26 protein-coding genes and 1 pseudogene are annotated in these 23,439 nt (G+C 55.6%); 20 read left to right on the top strand and 7 right to left on the bottom strand.

Going from position 1 to position 23,439, the window contains the following annotated elements:
• The first annotated feature begins 27 nt into the window (after positions 1 to 27).
• The 8 genes from acpS (at position 28) to K1I37_RS03900 (ending at position 7,424) form a co-directional block, all read left to right on the top strand.
• Entirely contained in the window at positions 28 to 408 is a 381-nt protein-coding gene (gene acpS / locus K1I37_RS03865) for a holo-ACP synthase (RefSeq protein ID WP_021297376.1), read from the top strand.
• A gap of 83 nt (positions 409 to 491) precedes the next feature.
• Positions 492 to 1,991 (top strand): bifunctional ADP-dependent NAD(P)H-hydrate dehydratase/NAD(P)H-hydrate epimerase, encoded by a 1,500-nt coding sequence (locus tag K1I37_RS03870; protein ID WP_021297377.1) that lies wholly within the window; start codon positions 492 to 494, stop codon positions 1,989 to 1,991.
• A 36-nt stretch (positions 1,992 to 2,027) separates the two neighbouring features.
• Complete coding sequence (locus tag K1I37_RS03875; protein ID WP_236025988.1) at positions 2,028 to 3,026, top strand: LolA family protein; 999 nt, start codon at positions 2,028 to 2,030, stop codon at positions 3,024 to 3,026.
• Between the two features lie 263 nt (positions 3,027 to 3,289).
• Positions 3,290 to 4,495: an alanine racemase gene (gene alr / locus K1I37_RS03880; RefSeq protein ID WP_021297379.1), complete on the top strand. Its 1,206-nt coding sequence runs from the start codon at positions 3,290 to 3,292 to the stop codon at positions 4,493 to 4,495.
• Between the two features lie 132 nt (positions 4,496 to 4,627).
• Positions 4,628 to 4,900: a CopG family ribbon-helix-helix protein gene (locus K1I37_RS03885; protein ID WP_021297380.1), complete on the top strand. Its 273-nt coding sequence runs from the start codon at positions 4,628 to 4,630 to the stop codon at positions 4,898 to 4,900.
• A 4-nt stretch (positions 4,901 to 4,904) separates the two neighbouring features.
• Positions 4,905 to 5,255, top strand: a complete 351-nt coding sequence (locus tag K1I37_RS03890; protein WP_021297381.1) for a type II toxin-antitoxin system PemK/MazF family toxin — start codon at positions 4,905 to 4,907, stop codon at positions 5,253 to 5,255.
• 146 nt (positions 5,256 to 5,401) lie between these two features.
• The gene (locus K1I37_RS03895; protein ID WP_021297382.1) at positions 5,402 to 6,655 is read left to right on the top strand and encodes an adenosylhomocysteinase; all 1,254 of its coding nucleotides are present in this window, start codon (positions 5,402 to 5,404) and stop codon (positions 6,653 to 6,655) included.
• A gap of 31 nt (positions 6,656 to 6,686) precedes the next feature.
• Positions 6,687 to 7,424 carry a gamma-glutamyl-gamma-aminobutyrate hydrolase family protein gene (locus K1I37_RS03900; protein WP_021297383.1) on the top strand — a complete coding sequence of 246 codons (738 nt, stop codon included), beginning with the start codon at positions 6,687 to 6,689 and terminating at the stop codon, positions 7,422 to 7,424.
• 171 nt (positions 7,425 to 7,595) lie between these two features.
• Here K1I37_RS03900 and K1I37_RS03905 read toward each other — a convergent pair whose 3' ends face one another.
• Positions 7,596 to 7,832 (bottom strand): hypothetical protein, encoded by a 237-nt coding sequence (locus tag K1I37_RS03905; protein ID WP_152498825.1) that lies wholly within the window; start codon positions 7,830 to 7,832, stop codon positions 7,596 to 7,598.
• A gap of 103 nt (positions 7,833 to 7,935) precedes the next feature.
• Here K1I37_RS03905 and K1I37_RS03910 point away from each other — a divergent pair, with 103 nt between their 5' ends.
• From K1I37_RS03910 to mctP, 4 genes are all read left to right on the top strand, one after another.
• Positions 7,936 to 8,265, top strand: a complete 330-nt coding sequence (locus tag K1I37_RS03910; RefSeq protein WP_021297385.1) for a PadR family transcriptional regulator — start codon at positions 7,936 to 7,938, stop codon at positions 8,263 to 8,265.
• Positions 8,265 to 9,599, top strand: coding sequence for a permease prefix domain 1-containing protein (locus tag K1I37_RS03915; protein ID WP_021297386.1), 1,335 nt, complete (start codon positions 8,265 to 8,267; stop codon positions 9,597 to 9,599). The genes K1I37_RS03910 and K1I37_RS03915 overlap by 1 nt, the downstream gene beginning before the upstream one ends.
• Positions 9,600 to 9,786: 187 nt before the next feature.
• A complete protein-coding gene (locus K1I37_RS03920; protein ID WP_021297387.1) occupies positions 9,787 to 9,993 on the top strand; it encodes a DUF3311 domain-containing protein in 207 nt (68 codons plus the stop codon).
• Positions 9,994 to 10,025: 32 nt separating this feature from the next.
• Positions 10,026 to 11,531 (top strand): monocarboxylate uptake permease MctP, encoded by a 1,506-nt coding sequence (gene mctP / locus K1I37_RS03925; RefSeq protein WP_021297388.1) that lies wholly within the window; start codon positions 10,026 to 10,028, stop codon positions 11,529 to 11,531.
• Positions 11,532 to 11,598: 67 nt separating this feature from the next.
• Here the strand turns inward: mctP and K1I37_RS03930 are convergent, their stop codons facing one another.
• From K1I37_RS03930 to K1I37_RS03940, 3 genes and pseudogenes are all read right to left on the bottom strand, one after another.
• Entirely contained in the window at positions 11,599 to 12,480 is an 882-nt protein-coding gene (locus tag K1I37_RS03930) for an RNA polymerase sigma factor (protein WP_021297389.1), read from the bottom strand.
• Positions 12,481 to 12,619: 139 nt separating this feature from the next.
• Positions 12,620 to 13,933, bottom strand: a complete 1,314-nt coding sequence (locus K1I37_RS21610; RefSeq protein WP_031218974.1) for a sensor histidine kinase — start codon at positions 13,931 to 13,933, stop codon at positions 12,620 to 12,622.
• Between the two features lie 15 nt (positions 13,934 to 13,948).
• Positions 13,949 to 14,365: pseudogene (locus tag K1I37_RS03940) on the bottom strand (response regulator transcription factor); the annotation flags it as partial.
• Positions 14,366 to 14,592: 227 nt separating this feature from the next.
• On the opposite strand from K1I37_RS03940, the gene K1I37_RS03945 reads away from it, so the two are divergent.
• The 3 genes from K1I37_RS03945 (at position 14,593) to K1I37_RS03955 (ending at position 16,247) form a co-directional block, all read left to right on the top strand.
• Positions 14,593 to 15,108 (top strand): hypothetical protein, encoded by a 516-nt coding sequence (locus K1I37_RS03945; RefSeq protein ID WP_152498826.1) that lies wholly within the window; start codon positions 14,593 to 14,595, stop codon positions 15,106 to 15,108.
• 529 nt (positions 15,109 to 15,637) lie between these two features.
• Positions 15,638 to 15,892 (top strand): DUF1659 domain-containing protein, encoded by a 255-nt coding sequence (locus K1I37_RS03950; protein WP_021297392.1) that lies wholly within the window; start codon positions 15,638 to 15,640, stop codon positions 15,890 to 15,892.
• A 136-nt stretch (positions 15,893 to 16,028) separates the two neighbouring features.
• Positions 16,029 to 16,247, top strand: a complete 219-nt coding sequence (locus tag K1I37_RS03955) for a DUF2922 domain-containing protein (RefSeq protein ID WP_021297393.1) — start codon at positions 16,029 to 16,031, stop codon at positions 16,245 to 16,247.
• Positions 16,248 to 16,321: 74 nt separating this feature from the next.
• On the opposite strand, the gene K1I37_RS03960 is transcribed toward K1I37_RS03955, so the two are convergent.
• Together K1I37_RS03960 and K1I37_RS03965 are read right to left on the bottom strand one after the other, a co-directional pair.
• Positions 16,322 to 16,582: a DUF1450 domain-containing protein gene (locus K1I37_RS03960; protein ID WP_161624369.1), complete on the bottom strand. Its 261-nt coding sequence runs from the start codon at positions 16,580 to 16,582 to the stop codon at positions 16,322 to 16,324.
• A 9-nt stretch (positions 16,583 to 16,591) separates the two neighbouring features.
• The gene (locus K1I37_RS03965) at positions 16,592 to 17,215 is read right to left on the bottom strand and encodes a DedA family protein (protein WP_021297395.1); all 624 of its coding nucleotides are present in this window, start codon (positions 17,213 to 17,215) and stop codon (positions 16,592 to 16,594) included.
• Positions 17,216 to 17,336: 121 nt separating this feature from the next.
• Between K1I37_RS03965 and thiL the strand changes: the two genes are divergently transcribed.
• The 5 genes from thiL to tsaD all read left to right on the top strand — a co-directional run bounded on the left by thiL (position 17,337) and on the right by tsaD (position 21,149).
• The gene (gene thiL, locus K1I37_RS03970; RefSeq protein ID WP_021297396.1) at positions 17,337 to 18,323 is read left to right on the top strand and encodes a thiamine-phosphate kinase; all 987 of its coding nucleotides are present in this window, start codon (positions 17,337 to 17,339) and stop codon (positions 18,321 to 18,323) included.
• 63 nt (positions 18,324 to 18,386) lie between these two features.
• Positions 18,387 to 18,911 carry a tRNA (adenosine(37)-N6)-threonylcarbamoyltransferase complex ATPase subunit type 1 TsaE gene (tsaE, locus tag K1I37_RS03975; protein WP_021297397.1) on the top strand — a complete coding sequence of 175 codons (525 nt, stop codon included), beginning with the start codon at positions 18,387 to 18,389 and terminating at the stop codon, positions 18,909 to 18,911.
• On the top strand, positions 18,902 to 19,642 hold the full coding sequence (gene tsaB / locus K1I37_RS03980) for a tRNA (adenosine(37)-N6)-threonylcarbamoyltransferase complex dimerization subunit type 1 TsaB (protein WP_021297398.1): 741 nt from the start codon (positions 18,902 to 18,904) through the stop codon (positions 19,640 to 19,642). The genes tsaE and tsaB overlap by 10 nt, the downstream gene beginning before the upstream one ends.
• A gap of 29 nt (positions 19,643 to 19,671) precedes the next feature.
• Complete coding sequence (rimI, locus tag K1I37_RS03985; protein WP_051189532.1) at positions 19,672 to 20,133, top strand: ribosomal protein S18-alanine N-acetyltransferase; 462 nt, start codon at positions 19,672 to 19,674, stop codon at positions 20,131 to 20,133.
• Complete coding sequence (gene tsaD, locus K1I37_RS03990) at positions 20,130 to 21,149, top strand: tRNA (adenosine(37)-N6)-threonylcarbamoyltransferase complex transferase subunit TsaD (protein ID WP_021297400.1); 1,020 nt, start codon at positions 20,130 to 20,132, stop codon at positions 21,147 to 21,149. Before rimI ends, tsaD begins: the two co-directional genes overlap by 4 nt.
• Positions 21,150 to 21,354: 205 nt before the next feature.
• Here tsaD and K1I37_RS03995 read toward each other — a convergent pair whose 3' ends face one another.
• Positions 21,355 to 23,433, bottom strand: a complete 2,079-nt coding sequence (locus K1I37_RS03995; RefSeq protein ID WP_021297401.1) for an ABC-F family ATP-binding cassette domain-containing protein — start codon at positions 23,431 to 23,433, stop codon at positions 21,355 to 21,357.
• Positions 23,434 to 23,439 lie beyond the last annotated feature (6 nt).

The raw sequence follows: 23,439 nt of genomic DNA on the forward strand, positions 1-23,439 counted from the left end.
GGAACCAACTGATGGGGAGGCATTGCGATGATTTTGGGCGTAGGTACCGACATTGTCGAGACAAAGCGCATCCGGGCGGCCATCGAACGACGCGGCCAAGCCTTTTTTGACAAAGTACTTGGTCCAAGCGAGCGGCAGACGGCGCTTGGGTATGGCGCAGCGCGACAAATCGAGTACGTCGCTGGCCGATTTGCTGCGAAAGAGGCATTGGCGAAGGCTATCGGTTGCGGGCTTGGCAACCTGGCGATGCGCCATGTCGACATTATCCTGGTCAGCGGACAGGGGCTTCAGATTCGGGCGCAGGCACCGTCCGCGTTGGCAGACCTGCCTGCTTCCGATAGGGTTCACGTGAGCATCAGTCACGAGAAGTCCATCGCATTTGCCACCGCGATTTGGGAGCGTCGCTGACGGGAGAGGGCCACTCCCGGATGTTTGTACATATTGTTGGGACACGCCGAATATCCATATAGCATCCTCGAGGAGGGTACCGTGTGTATCTGGTCACGAGTGAACAAATGCGGTGTTTCGATCACGACACCATCGAGACACTCAAGGTTCCTGGCATCGTCCTGATGGATCATGCGGGAAAGGCAGTTGCAGAAGCTGTTCAAAGACGTCGTGCGAAAACGGTGCTGATTGTTTGTGGCAAAGGCAACAACGGAGGAGACGGGTGGTTGGCTGCCCGATGGTTGCGCCACTATGGTGGCGATGTGCGGGTGGTTAGCGCGGTAGATCCAGTTTTGACACTACAAGGTGACGCAAAACTGGCCTTCGACATGGCCCAAGCGGCGGGCGTTTTGTGGACGGTGTATGAACCCGGGAGTCTACGTGACGCACGTTGTGATCTCATCGTCGATGCGCTGCTCGGGACTGGGACGACCAGACCCTTGACAGGCGCGTATCGAGATATGGTTGACGAGATGAATGAGGCCAAGGCGCCAATTCTCTCCGTCGATATTCCGACTGGTGTGAACGCGTCGACAGGGGAAGTCTATGGCGCCTGTGTGAAGGCGAGCGAAACGATTGCAATGGCGTATGAGAAGCTGGGGACTGCTGTGACACCAGGTGCGATTTACGCGGGTACCGTACACGTCGCCGACATCGGTATCAAAGCGCCGCTCCCGGAGGAGGGATTGGCGTCTTATGTCCACCCGGCCCAACTGCGATGCAAATGGGGCAGCCGGGAAGCGTTGAGCCATAAGGGATCGTACGGACGCTGCGGCATTTACGTAGGGGAAATGCAGGGGGCGGCGATGCTCGCCGCCGCTGGCGCCGCGAGGGCCGGTGCAGGACTCGTGATTCTCGCAACGGGCGCGCCATTGGCACATGCACCTCGACCGGATTACGTGGTGCGCATGGTCAGTGACCAGGCGTCTGCATTGCACGACTGTACCGCCATTGTCTATGGCCCCGGATTGGGGGCGGCGAGTTCACAGCACCTGCACGGTCTCGTTGAGATCATCCAGCAGGCGCAAAAACCGGTACGGTGTGTCATTGATGCGGATGGTCTCACAGGGTTGCGACAGGCGAATGGGTTGTGGCGCGTAGGGCCGCAGTTCGTACTCACGCCTCATCCAAAGGAGTGCGCGCAACTTTTGGGGTGGACCACTGCAGACGTTCAGGCGCATCGATTGGCGGCGGCGTCTGAATTGGCTAGAGCGACGGGTGCTGTTGTGTTGCTCAAAGGCTATCGGACGATTATTGCTGCACCGGATGGCGCTGTACGCATCAATCCGACAGGAGACGCATCATTGGCTGTCGGTGGTAGCGGTGACGTATTGGCGGGGATCATCGGCGGATTGTTGGCACAGGGCTTAGATTCGTTCGATGCGGCATCGCTCGGCGCATGGCTGCACGGTTGCGCAGGGGAACTTGCGGGAGCGGCGCTGACGCCGATTAGCACGACCGCTTCGGATGTCATCGACTACATTTCCCGCGCAATATTGACGTTTTTCGACAGGGTTGAGGCAGAGAGCGACCTTGAGGTGTGACTTGAATGGTGTGTGTCGGAGAAAGGCGAGGTGGCTATGCGAAAGGTTACGGCAGTCGTGTTGGCACTCGGACTGGTGGGTGGCGTTGTCGTAGGCTGCGGCGTCCCGACCGGCAAATCGGTCAACCAGAAAATCCAGACACAAGCCCAGCAATTAGATAGCAAGAACTATCAAAGCGACGCGACGATGACGGTGCAAATGGACAACAACACCCAGACATACTCTGTGCAGGTGTCCTACGAGTCACCCACAACCTATAAAATCACGCTTGGAAATCAAGATAAACAAGTGCATCAAGTGATTGTCCACAATGACAACGGTATGTTTATCGTCAGTCCGTCGCTTCAAAAGGTCTTCCGATTCAACGGGGACTGGGCCAAGAACCAAGGTCAGATTTACCTGTATGATCAACTGCTCAAGCAGATTACGACAAACAAGGACGCGAAGATGACCAAGAGCAAAGGGGAGTACATCTACACGATGCCAGTCACACCCGCATCGAGTACCATCAGCACACAGCAAGTCGTGCTAGATGCAAAGACCCTGCAGCCGAAATCCGTGAAACTTTTGGATAAAGAAGGGAAGGCGGCGGTCACGCTCAAATTCAACTCCTTTAAGACAGACGTTCAGTTCAAACAAGCTGATTTTGATCCGCAGTCATTGGTCAGCAGTCAGACGAAGACGACCATGACGAGTGACGAAGAGCAGGCATTTGGGTACGTGGAACCGCCGAACTTGTTTGGGACAAAGATGACGAGCTTGTCGGAACCCAGCGAGACCAGCGCCGTTCTGAAGTACGGTGGCGAGCACCATTACCTGTTGCAAGAGTGGCGGCCGACGCCGGGATCGCAAGGAGATCCGGATGGTCAATTGGTCGATCTCTACGGCGTCCCAGCCGTGTTCACGGATGCGAACAACGTGACGAGTCTCACCTGGTTGAACAACGGCGTGGAGTATGCCATTACGAGTAATGACCTCAATCAGCAGCAATTGGAGGAAATTGCGATTTCGACATTGAGCGAGGTCGGCAAGTAAGCTTGCAGGTTTGCGTTCGTGACGCGCCTCGCGTGGTCTCACACGCGACAGACTGCTCTCTGTGATCAATGGTTCGGGTATCCACAGGTACCCGCGAGAACGACAAATTGGGCCCAGATGGGCCCAATTTTGCATGTAATGGGCAAAATCACAGCTGCGCAGTCCAGGCGGATATCGAATACTGTTCACAATGCGGTTCTCGCTTGTGCTAGGCAGACTAGACACACCTTGTTACACTTGAAGGGAAACGGGGTGGAGGTACGGTGTATCGCGCTACTTTTTCTGTGATTGACTTGCGCGCATTTGCGCATAATTTACGCGTGGTCAAAGAGAGAATTCAAGCGGGGACAGAGTTATTAGTCACGGTGAAGGCGAATGCGTACGGGCATGGCGTCGGGCCGATTATTCAAGTGCTGCGGGAGGAAGGCGTCAGAGCGGTCGGTGTCGCTTCTCTAGAAGAAGGCCTGCAGGTGCGCGCTTGTGGGTATGACGGAATGGTGCTGATTTTGGGATCCGTCGGCCCGCAGGAGTTAGCAGTCGCAGCGGAGAATAGGATTGATGTCTCCTATACGGATACGTGGGGAGATATCGCGCAACTTCCGAAAATGAGTCGTTCGTTGCGCGTTCATACGCCGTTCGACACGGGGATGAATCGACTGGGGTTTAAATCCATCGAGGATGCGAAGGTCGTGATAGCGCAGATTGTCAAGCGACCGGATATGGAGTGGGCCGGCGTTTCCACGCACTTGGCATGCTCTGATGGGGAGTCGGACGCCCACGCAGTAGAGCAGGTAGAACGCTTTGTCGGGATGACGCGACAGTTGCGCGAGCTAGGCTATCAAGTTCCGCGTGTGCACGCTTCGAACAGTGGCGGCGTCCTGCGTAATCCGAAATGGAACTTCGACATGGTGCGTATCGGCATTGTGGCGTACGGCTACTCGCCGGACGAGTACGTGTTGCCAGCGCCGGAGTTACAGCCTGTGATGCACTTTTACAGTGCAATCACGCGGATTGCAACGGTCACACCGGGTGAGACGATTGGTTATGGTGCGACCTTCACGGCGAACAAAGAAATGCGCGTAGCGACGGTCGCGGCTGGGTATGCTGATGGTTATCCAAGAGTGCTTTCCAATGTCGGTAAGGTGCTCGTACACGGGGTATTGGCGCCTGTGGTAGGACGAGTTTGCATGGACCAATTGATGATTGACGTCTCACACATCCCGACCGCGCGCGTCGGAGACTTTGTGACATTGTTCGGAATTGAGCCGCCTGCGGCGTGGACGATAGAAGCGTGGAATGCGCGGTTGCCAGCGGATCGAGATGCATGGTTGGTTGAGACATTTGCGCAGGCGCGCAATGTTCAGCGAAACGTGTTATCATTGTCCGATGTGGCGTCACTCGCCGGAACGATTTCATATGAAATGGCATGTCAGGTGAATCCGCGGGTACCTAAGTTGTACGCTAAATAGACCTTTTGACACGGTGTGGCACCGCTGCGCCGCAATTGGAAAACTTCTTCATTACAAACTTTGACCTGCCCTGGGTGGAAAGCTATAATAGCCCATGTGAATTGTGTCACCAGAGCAGTGGAGGTGCCGCGCGTGTCCGGAAAAAAACGCATGGTAGTCTACGTTCCGGAGCAGTTGCTAGAGCAAGTGGATGGCTTTGCTCGAACGGATAGCGCAAATCGCAGTGAAATTGTACGAGAAGCATTGCGTATGTATGTAACAGCGCACCGTAAACATGAGATTCGTGAACAGATGCAACAAGGGTATCAAGAAATGGCCGGATTGAATCTGCGGATTGCTTCCGAGTCATTTCTGTTGGAGCAAGAAGCGGGAGGCACGGTGGAACGCTTAGTAAGCGGGGTGTAAGTGATTGAACGTCAAACGAGGGGACATTTTCTTCGCGGACTTGTCACCCGTAGTCGGCTCTGAACAAGGCGGGTTTCGCCCGGTGCTCATCATTCAGAACGACATCGGGAATCGCTTCAGTCCCACGGTGATTGTGGCGGCTATCACGGCCCAGATTCAGAAGGCGAAGCTGCCCACGCACGTCGAGATCCCCGCGCAAAAGTACGGCTTGGAGCGGGATTCGGTCGTCCTGTTGGAACAGCTGCGCACGCTCGACAAGCAACGTTTGACGGACAAAATCACACACTTGGACGACACCATGATGAAGATGGTCAATGACGGGCTTCTCATCAGCCTCGGACTTGTAGATTTTTAAAATTGCATCTTCGTGCGGAACAAGGACGGATGTGAATCCGCCCTTTTTTCATGTACAATTTGTCCATCAGATGCCAGAAAAGTCTGTACTGAATGATGAGTGACTGACCGAACCGCCGCTCAGTGTGGGGAAAAGGAGTTTATAGAATGAGCCAAGCACGTGAAAAATCGCAAATTCGGGACTTTGCACTCGCCGAGCAAGGCGAGTTGAAAATTGACTGGGTGCGGGAGCACATGCCGTTGTTGCGCCAATTGGAGGAGCAGTTTCGCCAAACGCAGCCGTTTGCCGGCAAGCGCATCTCCATGTGTTTGCACCTTGAAGCGAAAACTGCGTATTTGGCGCTGGTTGTCCAGGCCGGGGGTGCAGATGTGGCGATTGCCGCGAGCAACCCGCTCAGCACACAGGACGACGTGGTTGCGGGTCTGGTGAAGCGGGGAGTCACCGCCTTCGGCTGGTATGGGGCGACGCAGGAGGAATATCAGGCGCATTTGCGCGAGGTACTGGATCACGATCCGATAGCGCTCATTGACGACGGGGCCGACCTCGCCACCATCCTCCACCAGGAACGCCCGGAGCAGGCCGCGCGCATTGTCGGCGGCTGCGAGGAGACGACGACGGGGATTATTCGGCTGCGCGCGATGAGTGACGAGGGCATCTTGAAATATCCGATGATTGCGGTCAACGATGCCGACTGTAAGCACCTCTTCGACAACCGCTATGGGACAGGCCAGTCGGTTTGGGACGGCGTGATGCGCACGACCAATCTGGTCATCGCTGGCAAGACGGTCGTAGTCGTCGGCTATGGCTGGTGCGGCAAAGGTGTGGCCATGCGTGCGAAGGGCCTGGGGGCAAAGGTGATTGTTACCGAGGTGGATCCGATTCGCGCCGTCGAAGCAGCAATGGACGGATTTTCTGTGATGCCGATTGTCGAGGCTGCAGCGCATGGCGACTTTTTTATCACCGTCACAGGCAATCAGTACGTCATCCACAAAGCTGCCATGGAGCGGATGAAGGATGGAGCGATTCTCGGCAACGCGGGCCACTTTGACGTAGAGGTCAGCAAGCCGGACCTCGAATCGCTCGCAGTCAGTGTGCGCAGGGTGCGCCCCAACATCGACGAGTACAAGCTTGCGGACGGCCGCCGCATCTACCTGATCGCGGAGGGACGGCTCGTCAATTTGGCGGCGGGAGATGGCCATCCGGCAGAGGTGATGGATATGACGTTTGCGTTGCAGGCGCTCGGGTTGCGCGAAGTCGTCCAGCACAGTTATGCGCCTGGATTGCATAAGATCCCGCGGGAACTCGATTTGGAAGTCGCCAGGATGCGTCTGCAGAGCTGGGGTGTGACGATTGACCAGCTGACAGACCAACAGGTGGCGTATTTGCATAGTTGGCAGTAAACGGCCTTTTGGTGTTCAAGGGGGCATCCAAATGACAAAACCATTGATCGGCCTTACCGGTACGCGCCAGACACGCCAAAGCACTTTGCCTGGCCTGCCGCTCCAAGGCGTCTTTTTGTCGGATGACTACGCGCTTGGAATTGAACGAGTGGACGGTATCCCTGTGGTCATTCCGTATCTCACGGACGAGGTGGCGCTGGGCGAACTGGCGAAGCGCCTGGACGGCCTTGTGTTGAGTGGGGGCGAAGATGTCGATCCCGCCCTTTACGGCCAGGACCCTCATTACGGCCTGGGCGAGGTCATCGCGCAGCGCGACGCGCTGGAAATTGCGCTCGTTCAAATGATGCGCGCGCAGCGTAAGCCGATTCTCGGCATTTGCCGTGGCATGCAGGTCATCAATGTCGCGCTCGGTGGCACGTTATATCAGGATTTGCCCCGGCAGTGGAAGGGGAAGATACAGCATTCGCAGAAGGCCCCGCGCAACCACCTGAGCCACCGCGTCAAGATTGATGCGGCGAGCCGTTTGGCCGCGTGCTTCGGCGGCGAGACGTCTATCCGCGTCAACTCCTTCCACCATCAGGCGGTCAAGGACGTCGCAAAGTCGCTGCGCGCTGTCGCATGGGATCCAGACGGCCTGGTGGAGGGCGTCGAGTCGACGGGGGCGGATCCATTCACGCTCGCGGTCCAATGGCACCCAGAAAACCTCTGGCGCGACGACGAGACGGTGCTCGGCCTCTTCCGCGCGCTCGTAGAGGCGGCTGCGCGGTAGGCGGTCGTGGCGGTGACCGGATCGGCCCGGGCGTGCCGCTTGAGACGATGGCAGCCCTCACGAATGTCTTAATAAGACACGCAGGGGCTCCTGGGCCACTTTAAGGCACGAAATTTACCCTATTCGTCGATTTGATGGGGTTTTCCGGCGGCATTTTGGAAAATAGGGTATTTATTTTGTCTTAAGGGCCGCCGGAATAAAGAAAAGACCGAAATAGCGCAGGAAACTTGTCTTATTGCCTGGATTTGCGCCCGTCCGCCGCCGCCCCTCCATCCCGCCGCCCCCATCCCGCCTCAAGCCGCCCCACATCCCCACATCCCCACATCCCCACATCCCCACATCCCCACATCCCCACATCCCCACATCCCCACATCCCCATGCGTCAATCCCGCCCGCCTTTGATGTCAACGAAGCATCCAGCAAGGATATAAAGTGTTGGACTATCCGCGAGTCTCCGTATAATATATCGGTATGCGATGCATCGTGATCCAAGTGATAAGGGGCGACATGAATGGACAAAGAGCTACTCAAGGGGAGCACCCCACTCGTGGTCTTATCTCTGCTGCAGAACAAGCCTATGTATGGCTATGAACTCATGAAGGAAATTGAGGTGGTTAGTGGTGGGGAGCTCGCGTTCAAAGAAGGTACACTGTACCCTATTTTGCACCATTTTGAGATGCTCGGCTATGTGACCGCATCCTGGTCGAGTGGGGCGGGTTCGCGCAAGCGGAAGTATTATGCCATCACGGACGAAGGAAGGGCGCATTTGGTCACCAAGAAGCGGGAGTGGCGGGCGTTTCGCAGTGCCGTCGAGAAATTTGTCGGGGAGGAGTTCGCGTGATGGGGAAAGTGCCACATTTGGAACTCGAGACATATATTCGCGACGTCTGCCAAAAGGTGAGGAATCGCGAGGCCCACCGTTTGATTCGCGAGGACATTACATACCATTTTATAGAAGCCTATGAGGAGGAGCTGGCTGGTGGTTTGTCGGAACAGGAAGCGGTGACGCGTGCCCTGGCTCGATTGGGGCCGCCGGACGAACTCGGGATCGCCTTTCAGCAAATTCACCGCCGACGCGTGGATTGGCTCTCTCTTTGCTGGTTGGGCTTCCTCTGCATCTTCGGTGCTATCGTTACCCTGTATACGCTTCGGGACATGCCAACTGGCCCCCAGAGTGAACTGACATTATGGCGCAGTGTCTTCGTAGACGTGATTGGCGTCGCTCTAGGGATGTTGTTCTTTTTCGTATCGCCTAGGTATCTGAGAAAGTCGATGCCCGCAGTTCTCGCTGTCGTGTTTGTGCCCATGCTGGCGACCGTTGCATTTGGTTGGAGTGACGTTCGCGTGAACGGTCCCAAGGCGTTGTGGGGGTTTGATGTATTTGGGGTCGCGCCCTATGCGTTGGCACCGAGTCTCGCTATTCTACTCGCCGATAGGCGGTGGCACGTCGGGTGGCGTGCATGGGTAATCGCCCTGGTGATAGGGGGAACACAACTGCTGTTCGGATTGGGCCGCGCGAATCTATCGCTCCTGATTCTCGACTGCGCGTGGCTTATCGTGTTATTGCGACAAGGTCGGTTGCTCTGGCGTGTCGCGGTCATAGGCGCAGTATCTGCAGCATTTGTCGGCTATCGGATGATGGTCGTTGGTGACCTGTACCGTTTTCTGTTAGAGCGCCTCGTCGTGCCCTTTCATGCTGCGGATCACCGCATGGACATTGGATACCAGAACTACCAGACGCAGTGGCTCGTGCGCCACGCCGGATGGTTCGGACACGGAGTGGGCGTTCACCCATATATTTTATTGAGCGATCACGGCGCTTTCGCCTTTGCCGAGCTTATGAACTTGTTTGGCTGGAGCGCAGGACTGGCCTTGGGTCTCGGAACACTGTGGTTTATCAGTCGTCTCTTTACGCGAGGCAGAAGGTTGCGCCATCCGGTGGCACGTCAGGTGTTTATCGCGCTGATGGTGTTGCTGGTCATTCAACTGGGGTACCCGATGCTGATGGGCCTTGGTATCTTCCCGATTTTTAGTATTCAAATGCCGTTGGTCAGTGGGAGCCCTCTCGCGACAATTCCGGCACTCTGTGCATTCGGGTTGCTGTTCAACTTGCTGAAACGCACCGAGTTTCACAGTGCTGTGCGCCCATGTACAGAGACATACGACGTTGAGTGAAGTGGGGTTCGGTGCGCGACCGTCGTAGGACAGTTGGGCGCCGACCCCTTCAGGTTTGACATCCATCATGGGCTCAGCCACTCGTTTGACGAAATTCGCGTTTGCAATATAATCGAAACCGGAAGTGGATAGATGAAAGCGCTTCCTGTTAGCGTTGTCCACTTGCTTGCGGGAAGGGGGTGTCGACGTGAATCAGGTCGGTGAGAAGAGGAGAAGCCGCTGGTGGTATCTGCTTTTGTTGCTGCCACTCGTTGGGACGCTGATTCCTCCAATTTATTCGTCAGAGACGCCTGAACTCTGGGGGATTCCCTTTTTCTATTGGTACCAAATGTTGTGGGTCATCATTAGTTCGGTGATTACCCTGATTGTGTATGCCATCACGAAGAACGAATAGCCCGCATATAGGGGAAAGGGGGAACATCTGTCATGCAGTGGACTGCGCTTTCCGTCTTTATTGCGTTTTTTGTCTTGGTCACCGTCGTTGGGTTTCTTGCCGCCCGTTGGCGCAGGGGCAGCCTCGATTCCATCGAGGAGTGGGGACTCGCGGGACGGCGGTTTGGGACGCTTGTCACCTGGTTTTTGGTGGGCGGGGACTTTTATACCGCCTATACGTTTATTGCGGTGCCGGCGTTGATGTACGGAGCGGGCGCACTGGCTTTTTACGCGGTTCCATATACAATTGTGGTCTATCCTATCTTTTTTCTTATCCTTCCAAGACTGTGGTCTGTTTGTAAGAAACACGGCTACGTCACAGCCGCCGATTACGTGGCGGGCCGCTTTGGCGATAGGTGGCTGGCCTTGGCCGTTGCCGTCACAGGCATTGTTGCGGTCATGCCCTACATCGCGTTGCAGTTGGCCGGCATGCAAGCCGTGATCAGCGCCATGGGCCTGCAAGGCGAATGGCCGCTCATCGTCGCGTTTGTCGTGTTGGCTTTGTATACGTTGACCAGTGGGCTGCGTGCGCCCGCGCTCATCGCGATTGTGAAGGATTTGATGATTTACATTACGGTCATTGTGGCAGTGGTGGTCATTCCTATTAAGCTGGGCGGTTTCCATCGCATGTTTGCAGTGGCGCAAACTGCACTGGCGACGCACAATCCGCCAGGTGCGTTAATTCTCCCGAATCAGAGTGCTACGCTGTACGCGACGTTGGCATTGGGATCCGCTCTCGCAGCGTATGTATACCCACATACGCTAACGGGTATTTTCAGCGCGGACAGCCGGAGAACCATCAAGAAGAACATGGCGCTGCTGCCGGCGTATACATTTGGCCTCGGCCTCATCACACTGCTCGGGTTGATGGCGCTTGCTGTAGGCATTCACACGAGCAACACCAACCAGGCCGTTCCGCTTCTGTTCCTCAAGGAGTTTCCAGGGTGGTTTGCGGGCTTTGCGTTCGCCGCGATCGCCATTGGAGCACTGGTCCCTGCCGCCATCATGTCGATCGCCGCATCGAACCTGTTTACGCGCAATATCTACCGGGCCTTTTTTCACAAACAGTCCTCGGAAAAACACGAGGCGAATGTGGCCAAGGTGGTATCCTTGCTGGTCAAGGTTGGCGCGTTGGTGTTTATTCTCGGATTCCCGCAGCAGTATGCCATCTCTTTGCAGCAAGTGGGGGGCATTCTCATCCTTCAAACGGTGCCCGCGCTCGTGTTCACGCTGTATACGGGATGGTTTCATCGCCGAGCGCTGCTTATTGGCTGGCTGGTTGGAATCTTGTACGGCATTTATATGTGGGGATCGACCGGTTATAAATCGACGACCTACGCCATTCATTGGTTTGGGGCCTCTGTGTCCGCATACGCCGGAATTTGGGCATTGATTTTAAACATCGTCGTCACGGTCGTATTGACGTTGGTATTCCGGGCGGCAAAGGTTTATAACGGGGTAGATCAGACTATCGCATCGGATTATGGTCCAAACGCGTGAGGACGAGGAATTTGGCGTCCGCTCAGTGGGGCGGGCGCCATATCATTTTTTGCGGGACATTCTGATGTTAATTGAGATATTTAGGCGTTTGGATTAGCGAGATCATCACCTGTTTGGCAGGTGACACCGGACCTTCGACCTGGTAACACATGCCGTTACTTACAAACCGATATTCACTGTAAGTGTTGTGAACGGATAATAACATGGTGACTGAAGTTCCATTTATGTCAATCGTCTTTACGTCTCGTGAGGGACCCAGAGGATCTGTCGCCCACGGAGAGATACTAGGGCGCGGGAACTCTTGCAGCGTAATGTCTTCCTCTTCATTCCCATTTGAGAGCGTGAACCATACTTGTTGCGGGATATACCCGGTTGTTTGTAACAATTTCATCTTCATACTGTACCCTTTTGGTACTTCAGGAACTGTGACATGAAACTTCGCGAGTTTTTTTACATTCCCTTCCCCGTTCGTAAATCTTACGGTTGGATCCCACTGTTCCCTGGTTATTTTGGTCGAAGGTGAATCAGGTTTTTTAGAAGGCTGGCGAACAGTGTTGGATGTAGCAGTGGTTACAGGACTAGGTGACAGTTTTGCGTTTTCATTGTGTACGCGATAACCCACACATCCAGCAACGACGGCTATTCCCGCACTCGACTCAGGAATTGCAACTTCTGGTATTTCGGATGGAGCTACAATTTTTCTCTGTGTCCGCTTCTTCCGAAAGACATCAAATATAAAATTTCTTGCAATAGACATTAACCACGTTCTTGGACTTGAAGTTTCTCGATAACTATCCCAGGAACGGAAGGCTCTTAAGAACACTTCTTGAACCACGTCGTATGCGTCATTTGAATCTCCGAGCGTGAGCTTTGCGTATCGATAGATATCGTCTGAATACAGTTCATAGAATGATCGAATGGACTCTTGCGCGGTCAGTGGATTGTGCACGTTGATGAATCACCTCACTCTGTACACTTCGTCTGTACACTTCATTAGACGTATGAGGCGCAAATTTGTAGCAGTTGCACTCAAATTCGAATTTCGGAGATTGGTTGATTCAACAACGTAATGCCGAAAACGTTCGCTTTCAAGCAGACACAGGGAAGCGCATCATCACGTTTGCTCCGCCTGTATCGAGGTTTTGAGCAGTGATGACGCCACCGCAACGTTCGACAATGGCTCTCGAGATCGCCAGTCCCAGGCCGGTTTCGCCATCTTTCCCTCTGACGAAACGATGAAACACATGTGGTAGCAATGTCTCTGGAATGCCGTCTCCATCATCCGTGATGGAGATTTCAATATCGTTGCGGATTAAGCTGACCTTGATCTGGATTTGCCTTTTGGCATATTTGACGGAATTCCCTACGACATTGATGAGCGCCTGTAACAATTTGTCCCTGTCCGCATGAATCACCAATTGCTGGTCTGCATCCTCGGTGAACGTGGTACGCACAGACAGGCCTCGTTTTGTCAGCAATGGATAGATTCGTTCAATTGTCTCGGAGACGATATCCTTTACATTCACTGACGACCATTGAAAAATTCCATCTTCGCTGTCCAGCTTAGCCAGGAGCGTCATCTCGGCAACGATTTTCCCCAATCGATTGCTTTCCTGAATGATGACATCCAATCCCTTTTTCACTTTGTCACCTTGGAAGACTTCGTCTCGAATGCCTTCCGCATAGCCGGAGATGGACATGAGTGGTGTTTTTAGCTCATGCGAGGCATTTTGCGTAAATTCACGTTGGGCCCGATGATAGGCGTCTAATTTCTTCGCCATTTCAAATATGGTTTGAGCCACTTCGCCGATCTCTCCGCCTGCGTGAATCAATTGCACTTGCGAGAACTTTTGGTTTTCTACCTTCCGCAATTCGTTTCGCAGTTGCGTCAATGGCCGAACCAGTTTTCTTGTCACAATTAAGCTAAGCAAAAAAGCTACAGCACCACCGACGCACAGAACGATGACGAGCGGTATCAACAGGGAGTGCTCTATGGAGTAGATGATGTGGAGTGGCATTTTCAGCGTGATCGTGCCATTTGTAATGTTGCGAGTGGTCACTAATGACGCATTTGGTGCGGTCGAAAAGATGGGAGTGGCTTGGCCGTCTCGGGCATTTGGCGTTGTCCGTGTTGTTGTGTTGGAATTCGTCGCGCCGCCGTTTACGACGGAAGCAACGGTGGTCGATGGCACGGCCACGACGGTGGTACTCGCGGGCAGTGCACTGTTTGCTACGGTTAACGTCGGGGTTTGAGTCAACGTGATGCCTAGTTGCCCCATATTTTTCGCTTGGGCAGACACCAGATTGTCTCTGAGCACATAGTGAAACGTGATACCCATGATGGTCAACACGACGACGAGCAGCGTGCCAAAAGCTAGGTTGATCTGATTGAACAGCCGCATGTTACGTCTCCCTTTCAGCAGTTCTTGTCTGCTGAAAGGGCGGTTTGGGTGCTCAATCAACGTCCGCATCAACCCAAATTCTTTACTAGTCAACCGGGCGACCAGTTCGCGCGGGCTGAATGGCTTTACCATGTAGTCGTCGCCACCGACATTCAGTCCCAAAACCTTGTCGACTTCGCTGTCTCGGGCCGAGATCAAAATGATGGGTACCTCCGCTTCGGCGCGTATGCGCATACAGAATTCGTAGCCATCCATTCCCGGAAGCATAATGTCGAGAATCCACATATCGGGCGTGGTAGTCTTTAAAAGCTCCCAAGCTTCCTCTGCGCTCGCCAGCGCGATGGTACGATAATTCTCTTTTTCCAAATAGGCTGCGACGAGTTCACGTATATGAAGATCATCATCCGCAACGGCGATGACTGTTTCGTTCATCAAATACCTCCCGAGATTTCATACCATTTTTATTATACTGAAGCCTTATCTACGAGCGCGTGGTGCCATCATTTTTCCACATTTTCTTTCAGCGATTGCCACAAATTGTATGTACATTGGACGGCGTAAGATATTTCCCAACACAGGAGTGATGGACATGAATACCGTATGGGCTGGAAGAGTGGCAAGTCGTGTAGTGGGCGGTTTAGTCGTGACAAGCGTGCTGTTTGCAGGTGCTTCTACCGTTTTTTGCGAACACAGGTTCTAGAACGACAACGAGTACAGAGACCATCTCCTTGCAGGCATCGAGCGTTCCGCTGGACGTTCGTTCGGAATCCAGCGGCATCGCGATCATCAGCAGTGCGATTCCCGACTACGCCACAGTTGCCTCGGCGCTTGGCATCAATGAAGCGACACTTCTAAAAGACTTTCACGCAGGCGAATCGATTGCCGATGTCGCACAGCAGCAAGGTATTTCAGAACAATCGCTGATTGGCAAGATAGAGGCGTCTTTAAAGGTGCAGCTAGATGAACAGGTGAAGGATGGGAAACTCACGTCGGCACAGGAGCAGCAGGCGCTCAACGGTTTTGCTTCCCAGGCCAAACGGTACGTGGAACAAGTGCCCCAGTTCATCACAGCGACCTCGCAAACCAGCGGCACACGAGGAGGTCGTGCAACGACAACGGCGCCTGGCCCGTCGAGTGATGTACCCATGTCCTTGGTGAACGGCGTTGGAAAGTAATGTGGCTGCCCAGTTTTTGATTGTGCTGAGGTAGCGTCCCGCTTCTCACAGAGACCGCTCACTGGAACGTTCTGCGTTTCGAGCGAGCGGTCTGAGAAGCGGCACATGCTGGCATCGGATGCCGGAGTGAGTAGATAATGCGGAGACCTGCGTAGCGGACGGGGCCGTTGGACATCTGTGCACCCGTGGATGTCCGTGTGTGGTGTCTTTGTGGTGTCTTATTAAGGCATTCGCGCAGTTTTTGGAGCCAATAAGACATGAAAACTGCGCTAATCGAGGGTTTTTGACCTTTTCGGGCAGCTTTTGAGTAAATAAGGTATTTTAGGTGCCTTGAAATCTCCCAATATAACGACGATTCCGGAATAGCGCAGATTTCTTGTCTTATGCGATATCGTAGTCATCCGCTTCATGGATCCGGTCGGCACCTCGCTTGTGCATTCGATCATCGCTCCCCACAGTCCCTGTCCCCGTTTGCCAGCGGAAGGTGCATTTCCTCTTGTGCGCACAGCGCAGAGAGGAGGCGACACAAATGGCACAGACAACGCCAGTCAGCCGCATTTTGCAAATTCAGACGCAGAACGGCACCACGGCCAGTGGTCAACCGAAGATGCGCAACACGAACTATGCGAATGTCGCAATGAACGCGTCAGACGACGACTTGCTCGCCGTCGGCCAGGCACTCGCAGCGCTCATTGGTGAGCCGCTCGTGCAGATTGCGCGGGTGGATCAGGTGGTTATCACGCAGGATGCATCTGCGAGCACCTCACCGACGACAGGCGCGTAAGTGGGTAACGGGAGTTTGTCACTCAGCAACGCTGGAACGGTGCCGGAAGTGGCCTGTGTCGCGCGAGCGCCGTGGCGGCCTGCGTGCCGACACCAGGTCGCGTATGGAGGCGGCGGCAAGAGGGAGGTGAAGGAACGTGGCGACAAAGTTTTCGTTGTACTTGTCGTTTATGACGGATCAGAATAAAAAGGTCCGCGTGAACATCCCGAATCCGAAACAACCAATCGATGCGAGCGCCGTGAACAACGCGGTGCAGACTATCGTCAACAAGAATGTGTTCAACTTCCCGCAAGGTGCGCTTGTCAAGGCATTGCCTGCGCAGGAGACGCAGACGGACACGACGACTATCGCGTAATGTGACGAATCGGGTACCCCGGCCAATTGGGGGTACCCGATTTGCATGTACGATGGCTATGTACCCTGGTGAATCTATGGTTTGTGTCGGTCGTGAATGCGGTTAAGGAGCAGTTTCGTCAGTTCTTCGCCGGAGGGGGCGGTGAGAGATTCGCGCTGGTTCACGAGGACGAATGGCTGTCGGACGCATTGTGCGCAGTCTTCCACACAGGCGTAGCGTTCAAATTCCACCACTGGAGGATTTGCGGTGGCGGCCTCTTGGCTTTGCAGCCAGTGTTTGACTTCCTCAATGGTTTTTCGGACACCCAGTTTTTCGTTGTGAACACACCACTCCACGCGCACGGCTCATTGCCCACTCCTCGTTTTCGATTGAAGTCGCTTTATGATAAAGACTAGCAGAGCCAGGAGGACAATGACAATCGTGGCCCACGTCAAGGTCGACTGGACGTGCTTGAGCAAAGTTTGGACATTCTCGCCGAACCAGAAGCCGAGGCCTATCCACGTGCCGCACCAGACGATGGATCCGACAATGGTATACGCCGTAAAGGTGCTGTAGGGCATGTCGACGAAGGCCGCGGCGTAGGTGCTGAGGGATCGGATGCCGGGCAGAAAACGGCCCGGAATCAGTACGAGTGGGCTGAAGCGCCGCATCAGGGTCGACGTATGGTCGAGGCGTTCGGGGCTCAAGATGTGAATACGATAGAGTGGATTGAGCACGAGCATGCCGAACTTGCGCACGAGCCAAAAGATAATGGAGACGCCGGTGAAGTAGCCGAGTGAACCGATACACCACACGGCTATGCCGTTCATCTCCTGTTCGGAGACGGCATAGCCGTAAAACGCGAGAAACGCGTCCCCTGGGAAGGGCATGCCCAGTCCCTCCAAGACCATTGCAATATAGACGCCTGGATAGCCGAGCGACACAATGCTCGACGTGATGCTGTGAATCCACGTCATGATGTATTCCATATTTGCACCCCGCAATGTCAACTCAAATTCATATGTATGGACAAGAGGCGTCGAACATGCCTTTTGACACTGTTATGATGGAATAGACAGCAGGTTCAGGAAGACAGGAGGAACTTCTCAGGTGGACGAGTTTGGGCTGATTGCAGCGCTTGCCCGGCGACTGCCAAAACCAGGCGCGGATGTGCTCTTGGGAATCGGGGACGACGCGGCCGTCGTGCGCACAGGCGGTGCGCCTTTTGTTGTGACGACCGATACGATGGTCGAGGGCGTTCATTTTTTGGAGACGACCTTGACGGATTACAACCTTGGATATAAGTCGCTTGCGGTTTCGGTGAGTGATATCGCAGCCATGGGCGGACAGCCGAAGTTCGCCGTCGTATCCATCGCGATTCCAAGTGGCTGGGCGCCCGAGCGACTGGAGCGGGTATACGACGGATTCCGGGAAGTGACGGAGCGGTTTGGCTGCCATGTCATTGGCGGAGACGTCGTCTCGACGAGTGGGCCGCTCGTCATTACGACCACCGTCATCGGGGAGGCAGCGAACCCGATTCCCAGATCTGGCGCGCGACCGGGGGATATTCTGTTCGTCACGGGGAGGCTCGGCGGATCGAGTGCGGGCTTGCAAGTGATGCAGGAAGCGACGTCGGTGTCTGACATTTCGAAGGCGTGCCTGATTGAACGCCATCAGCGCCCAGAGCCTCGGGTTGCCATCGGAAGCCTGTGTGCCACAGCGGGCGTGCATGCGCTCAACGACGTGAGTGACGGCCTGGCGAGCGAACTGAATGAGATTGCGGCGGCGAGTGGTGTGCGGTGCGTGATTGACGCAGACAAGCTGCCAGTGTTGCCGGAGGTCGTTGAGTTGGCGCGTGGTGTGCAGCGGGATCCACTGTCGTACGCCTTGTACGGCGGAGAAGACTACGAGTTGGTGGGCGCGGCCTCGAATCGGGCGTTTGCGACGCTTTTGGCGGGGGCGAGCGCGATGAACGTGCCGATTACCCGCATTGGTCGCGTTGATGAGGGGGATGGCGTCGTCATGCGGCGGCCGGATGGTCAGATGGAAGTGCTTGATCCGAAGGGATACAATCACTTTAAACGCGATGATGCGTGATTTGGGCGCGTGCTCGGCGGGGACGCAAGCTGCGTTTTGGTGAGCTCGCAAAGGGAGACAACAATGGCAAACGAATGGTTGATGACAACGACGAGCCCAGATGAGACAAGGCGCTTCGGTGTATGTCTTGGCGGGGTATTGCAGGCTGGCGACGTGGTGTTGCTCGGCGGCCCCCTTGGCGCCGGCAAGACACACTTCGCGCAGGGGATTGCGCAGGGACTTGGCGTCGAGGAACCTGTGACCAGTCCGACGTTTACGCTCGTCGCCGAGTATGAAGGGCGGCTGCCCTTGATTCATATGGATTTATATCGGTTATACGACGAACCGACCGCTGAGGTGGTCACTTTACATCCGGCTGCGTTGGCGCAAATCGGATTTGACGATTATCTGGATGGGTCTGGTGTGGTGTTGATTGAGTGGGCGCGCGGCGTTGAATCGGATTTAGACGACTATTTGTCAGTGGACATTGCGCACGGCTTACAAGCGGTGGATGACGATATCCGCGCGACGACACGGGAACTTCGCGTTCGCGCCGAAGGTGCAGCGGCACGACAACGTTTGCAGGAGTGGATGGACGCATGGGCGTGATTGTGATGGATACGGCCACGGACGCGATGGCGGTCGCCGCTGGTCGCTTGGACGGGACGCTGCTGTCGGCAGTCACGCAACGTGTACCGCGTGGTCATTCGCGCTTGTTGCAGCCGTCGGTTTCGTTCGTGATGCAGTCGGCCGGTTTTCACCCCGGGGAAGTGGAGCGAATCGGTGTGGGGGTTGGGCCGGGATCGTATACTGGCGTGCGGATGGCGGTGGCCACCGGCAAGGCGATGGCGCACGCGCTGCAGGTGCCGCTTACGGCGGTGCCGACGCTCGACGCGATTGCGTTGGCGGCGGGGTTGGGGTTGCCAGTGCCGGCGGAAGTCTCGGTATTGGTTCTGTTGTTCGCGCGGCGCCATCGGGCGTTTGGCGCCTGGTTTACGGTTGTGGGCGGCCGTTTGGCGTCGAGATCGGAGGCGCAGGTTCAACCGATTGCCGACTGGCTGGCGCAGGTCCCTGCACACACGTCTGCCGTGCCGGCTGTTCTCGTTCACGACTTTCCACCTGAGGAGTTGGCGCTCACAAATATTCCGGAGGACTTGTTGCCCCTGTCGTGGGGAGATGTTTCCACGCGGTTTGCAGACGCGTTATTCCGGCTCGCCTTGCGTGACGAGTACCCTGTTTTTGAAGGGGAGCGCATCCACACCGTTTTACCCTATTACGCATTGCCTGTAGAAGCAGAAGCAAAGCTGGAATCGCGGCAAAAAGGAGGCGAACGACCGTGAGTACAGTAGAAGATGTGGTCATTCGTCGGATGTTGCTGCAAGACCTGGATCAGGTCTTGCAAGTCGAGCGCCGTGCGTTTACGGCGCCGTGGTCGCGAGCCGCATTTCTTGGTGAATTGGTAGAGAATAAACTCGCGCGCTATGTGGTCGCAGAACTGGATGGCCGCGTGGTGGGCTACGGCGGCTTGTGGTTGATTCTCGACGAGGGGCATGTGACGAATATCGCGGTAGATCCGGATTATCGCGGCCGCAAACTAGGCGACAAGTTGTTGCGCACACTGATGTCCTTATGTGCTGCCAATGGCGGGCGCAAGATGACTTTGGAGGTGCGCGTCTCGAATACGGTGGCGCAGAACTTGTACAGAAAGTACGGTTTCGAGCGCGTCGGGTTGCGCAAAGGGTATTACACCGACAACAAGGAGGATGCCATCATCATGTGGGTGGATTTACCTCCGATGGACAGAGTGACAGCCGGGGGAGAACTAATTTGATCATTTTAGGCATTGAGACAAGTTGCGACGAGACGTCGGCGGCACTGGTTCGAGATGGTCGGGAGCTCATCAGCGAGGTGACTGCGACGCAGATGCAGATTCACGCCGCTTTTGGCGGTGTGGTTCCGGAAGTCGCTTCCCGCCACCACGTCGAGGACATCACGCGCGTCGTCGATGAGACGTTCCGGGAAGCTGGCTGCACATGGCATGACGTCGACGCTATCGCGGTGACTTGCGGCCCAGGGCTGTTAGGGTCACTCCTTGTCGGCGTCTCTGCCGCCAAGGGATACGCGCTGGCGACTGGCAAGCCATTGATTGGCGTTCACCACATCGCCGGTCACGTCGCGGCGGCAACGCTCAATTCGCAGATTCGCCCTCCGTTTCTGTGTCTCGTCGTGTCTGGTGGGCACACGGAATTGCTGACGGTGGACGAGCAGTTTTGCTTTACCAAGCTCGGAGGGACGCGCGACGATGCCGCCGGTGAGGCCTACGACAAAGTCGCCAGGCTGATTGGGCTTGCCTACCCGGGTGGACCGAAGGTGGACGAGCTCGCTCACGAAGGAAACAAAGAGGCCTATGCGTTCCCGCGTGGCCTGTTGGATGAAGAGGGCTACGATTTTAGCTTCAGCGGACTAAAATCGGCCGTCAACAACGCGCTCACAAAGCAGCGGAACCGACGCGAGGAGATAGATGCAAAGGACGTGTGTGCGAGCTTTCAGGCCGCGGTTATCGACGTGCTGGAGGAGAAGACAAAGCGGGCGCTCGCCCACACGGGCTACCAGCGGCTCGTCGTCGCGGGCGGTGTGGCGGCCAACCGCGGTCTCCGATCCCGCTTTACCGCGCTCGCTTCGGCGACTGGGGTGGAGGTCGTCTTCCCGCCGCTTCGTTGGTGCACGGACAACGCTGCAATGATTGCGAGCGCTGGGTATTATCGCTTTCAGCAGGGCAAAGAGAGCGATCTCTCGCTCAACGCATACGCACAACTGTCCCTCGACACCTGGCAATCGTGGGCGTAACGGCTCACCTCGATGGCGAGATGGGGAACGGCTTGAGCGAGGAAATCCACAGCTTTGTGTATAAGTCGAATTTACACAGCTGTGGATGTTGTGGAAAAACGTCGAAAAACCTCGAAATGCCGCCGAACTTGTCTGTGGATAAGTCTGTGTATAGTGTGGATATGTCCACCTCGACTGTGGATGACGCGCTGACGATGGGGCGGCTTCATCCGCCGTCCGTCGCCAGCGCCTGTTCCAACGCTTCTAATTCCAGGGCAGCCTGTTCCCAGCGGACAAGCGCCTCTTCGTGCTGTTCTTCCAACGCTTTTCGCTTGGCCTCTAACTCGTAAATCCGCTCCAGGTCTTGATTTTGCGCGGCCTCCGAGAGGGCCGTGGCCACTTGTTCCATCTCCACCTCACAGGTTGTGGATATCTGCTCCCAACGCTCCACAGCTTCCTGTGCTTTGCGCACATCTGAGGAGCGAATTCGGCGGCGAGGCGCGTTCGCAGGGCTGTGATCCCCCGACGTGTGCGCTGATGTTGTGTCACCATCCGAGCGCCTTGTCACCTCGCCTGTTGCTTTGCCCCTTGCGGTATTGCCGCGCGTGTCTTTCGTGTTGCGGCCCTGGCGCGCCTCCCTTCCAGTCGCTGTAGCTGCGGTGCTCTCCTCAATGTCCTGCAGCCGGTCATTTTCCGCTGATTTCTCCCGGTAATCGGTATAGTTGCCGATGTAGAGAGTCAGGCCGTCTTTTGAAAGGACGCCTACGTGTGTGGCAATGGCATCGATAAAGTAGCGATCATGCGAGATAAAGAGCAAGGTCCCGTCGTAGTCGATGAGTGCGCTCTCGAGCGCTTCCTTGCTGGGAATATCCAAGTGGTTGGTTGGTTCGTCCATGAATAGCGTGTTGGCGCGCTGTAGCATGAGCCGACAGAGATTGAGTCGGCTGCGCTCACCGCCACTCAACCCCGACACAGGCTTATCCACGTCGCTGCCGCGAAAGAGGAACTGCGCGAGCGCGCCGCGCACGGTTGTCCGGTCCATGTTGGGGTGCTCGTCCCAGACTTGGCTGAGGACGGTTTTGGACGGATTTAAGTCCGTCTGTTCTTGGTCGTAATAGCCAAATTGGACGTGTTGCCCCACATCGATGGACCCGTGCAGCGGTTTTAATTGGTGCAAAAGCGTCTTCATTAGCGTACTCTTGCCAACGCCGTTGGGGCCGAGGATAGCCAGCCGCATACCGCGTTCGAGGCGAAACGACACATTTCGCGCCAAAACGGTCTCTCCATAACCAATTGCCAGGTCGTTGACTTGCAGGACGTCGCGCCCAGACGGGCGGTTGGCGCTGAACGCCAGATGTACCTTGGCAGGGTCGGTGTCGGGTTGCTCAATTCGATCCATCCGCTCCAACATCTTGCGCCGACTTTGCGCGCGTTTGGTGGTCGACGCGCGCGCGAGGTTCTTGGCGATGAACGTCTCCAATTTCGCGATTTCTTCTTGTTGATGGGCGAATTGCTTTGCCTGTTGCAACCGCGCCTCCATCTTTTGCTCCATATATGCCTCGTAGTTGCCGGTATAGCTCGTCGTCGTGCCTTGGGCTAGTTCGACGGTGTGGGTGGTGACTTGATCGAGAAAATAGCGGTCGTGCGACACCACAAGGACGCTGCCGGAGTACCCTTTTAAATACTGTTCGAGCCATGTGAGCGTCTCTGTATCGAGGTAGTTGGTCGGCTCGTCGAGGACGAGTAAATCCGGGCCAGTCGCCAACAGTCGAGCTAGCGACAATCGGGTTTTCTGACCGCCACTTAGGGAGGATACGGGCATGTCGTGCATTTCCTTCGGGAATTGGAGACCGGCCAAAACACGCCGAATGTCGGTTTGCCATGCATAGCCGCCTTCGTCTTCAAAGCGCCTCGACAGCGTGTCGTAGGCGGTGCTGACCTGTGCGAAGCGAGCTTCGTCTTCATAGATAGCTTGATCCGCCATCTGCCGCTCTAATTTCCGGAGTTCCTGTTCCATTTGCTCGAGGTGCGCACGCGCCTCTGCGACAAAGGCATATACGCTTTTATCCTCTGATGTATCGACAAATTGTGCCACATAACCGACGGTTGTGCCTTCGCGCCAGGTCACTTGGCCAGCGTCTGGTTGTTCCTGTCCGGTGACGATTCGGACGAGTGTCGACTTGCCGGCACCATTGCCTCCGACAAGCCCTACTTTGTCGCCGGTGCGGATACTCAGTGACGCGTCGAGGAGGACATCGACGGTGTCATAACTCTTTTTCACATGACTTACTTGCAAAACAATCATATCGAT

Source organism: Alicyclobacillus acidoterrestris (assembly GCF_022674245.1).
GTDB lineage: Bacteria > Bacillota > Bacilli > Alicyclobacillales > Alicyclobacillaceae > Alicyclobacillus > Alicyclobacillus acidoterrestris.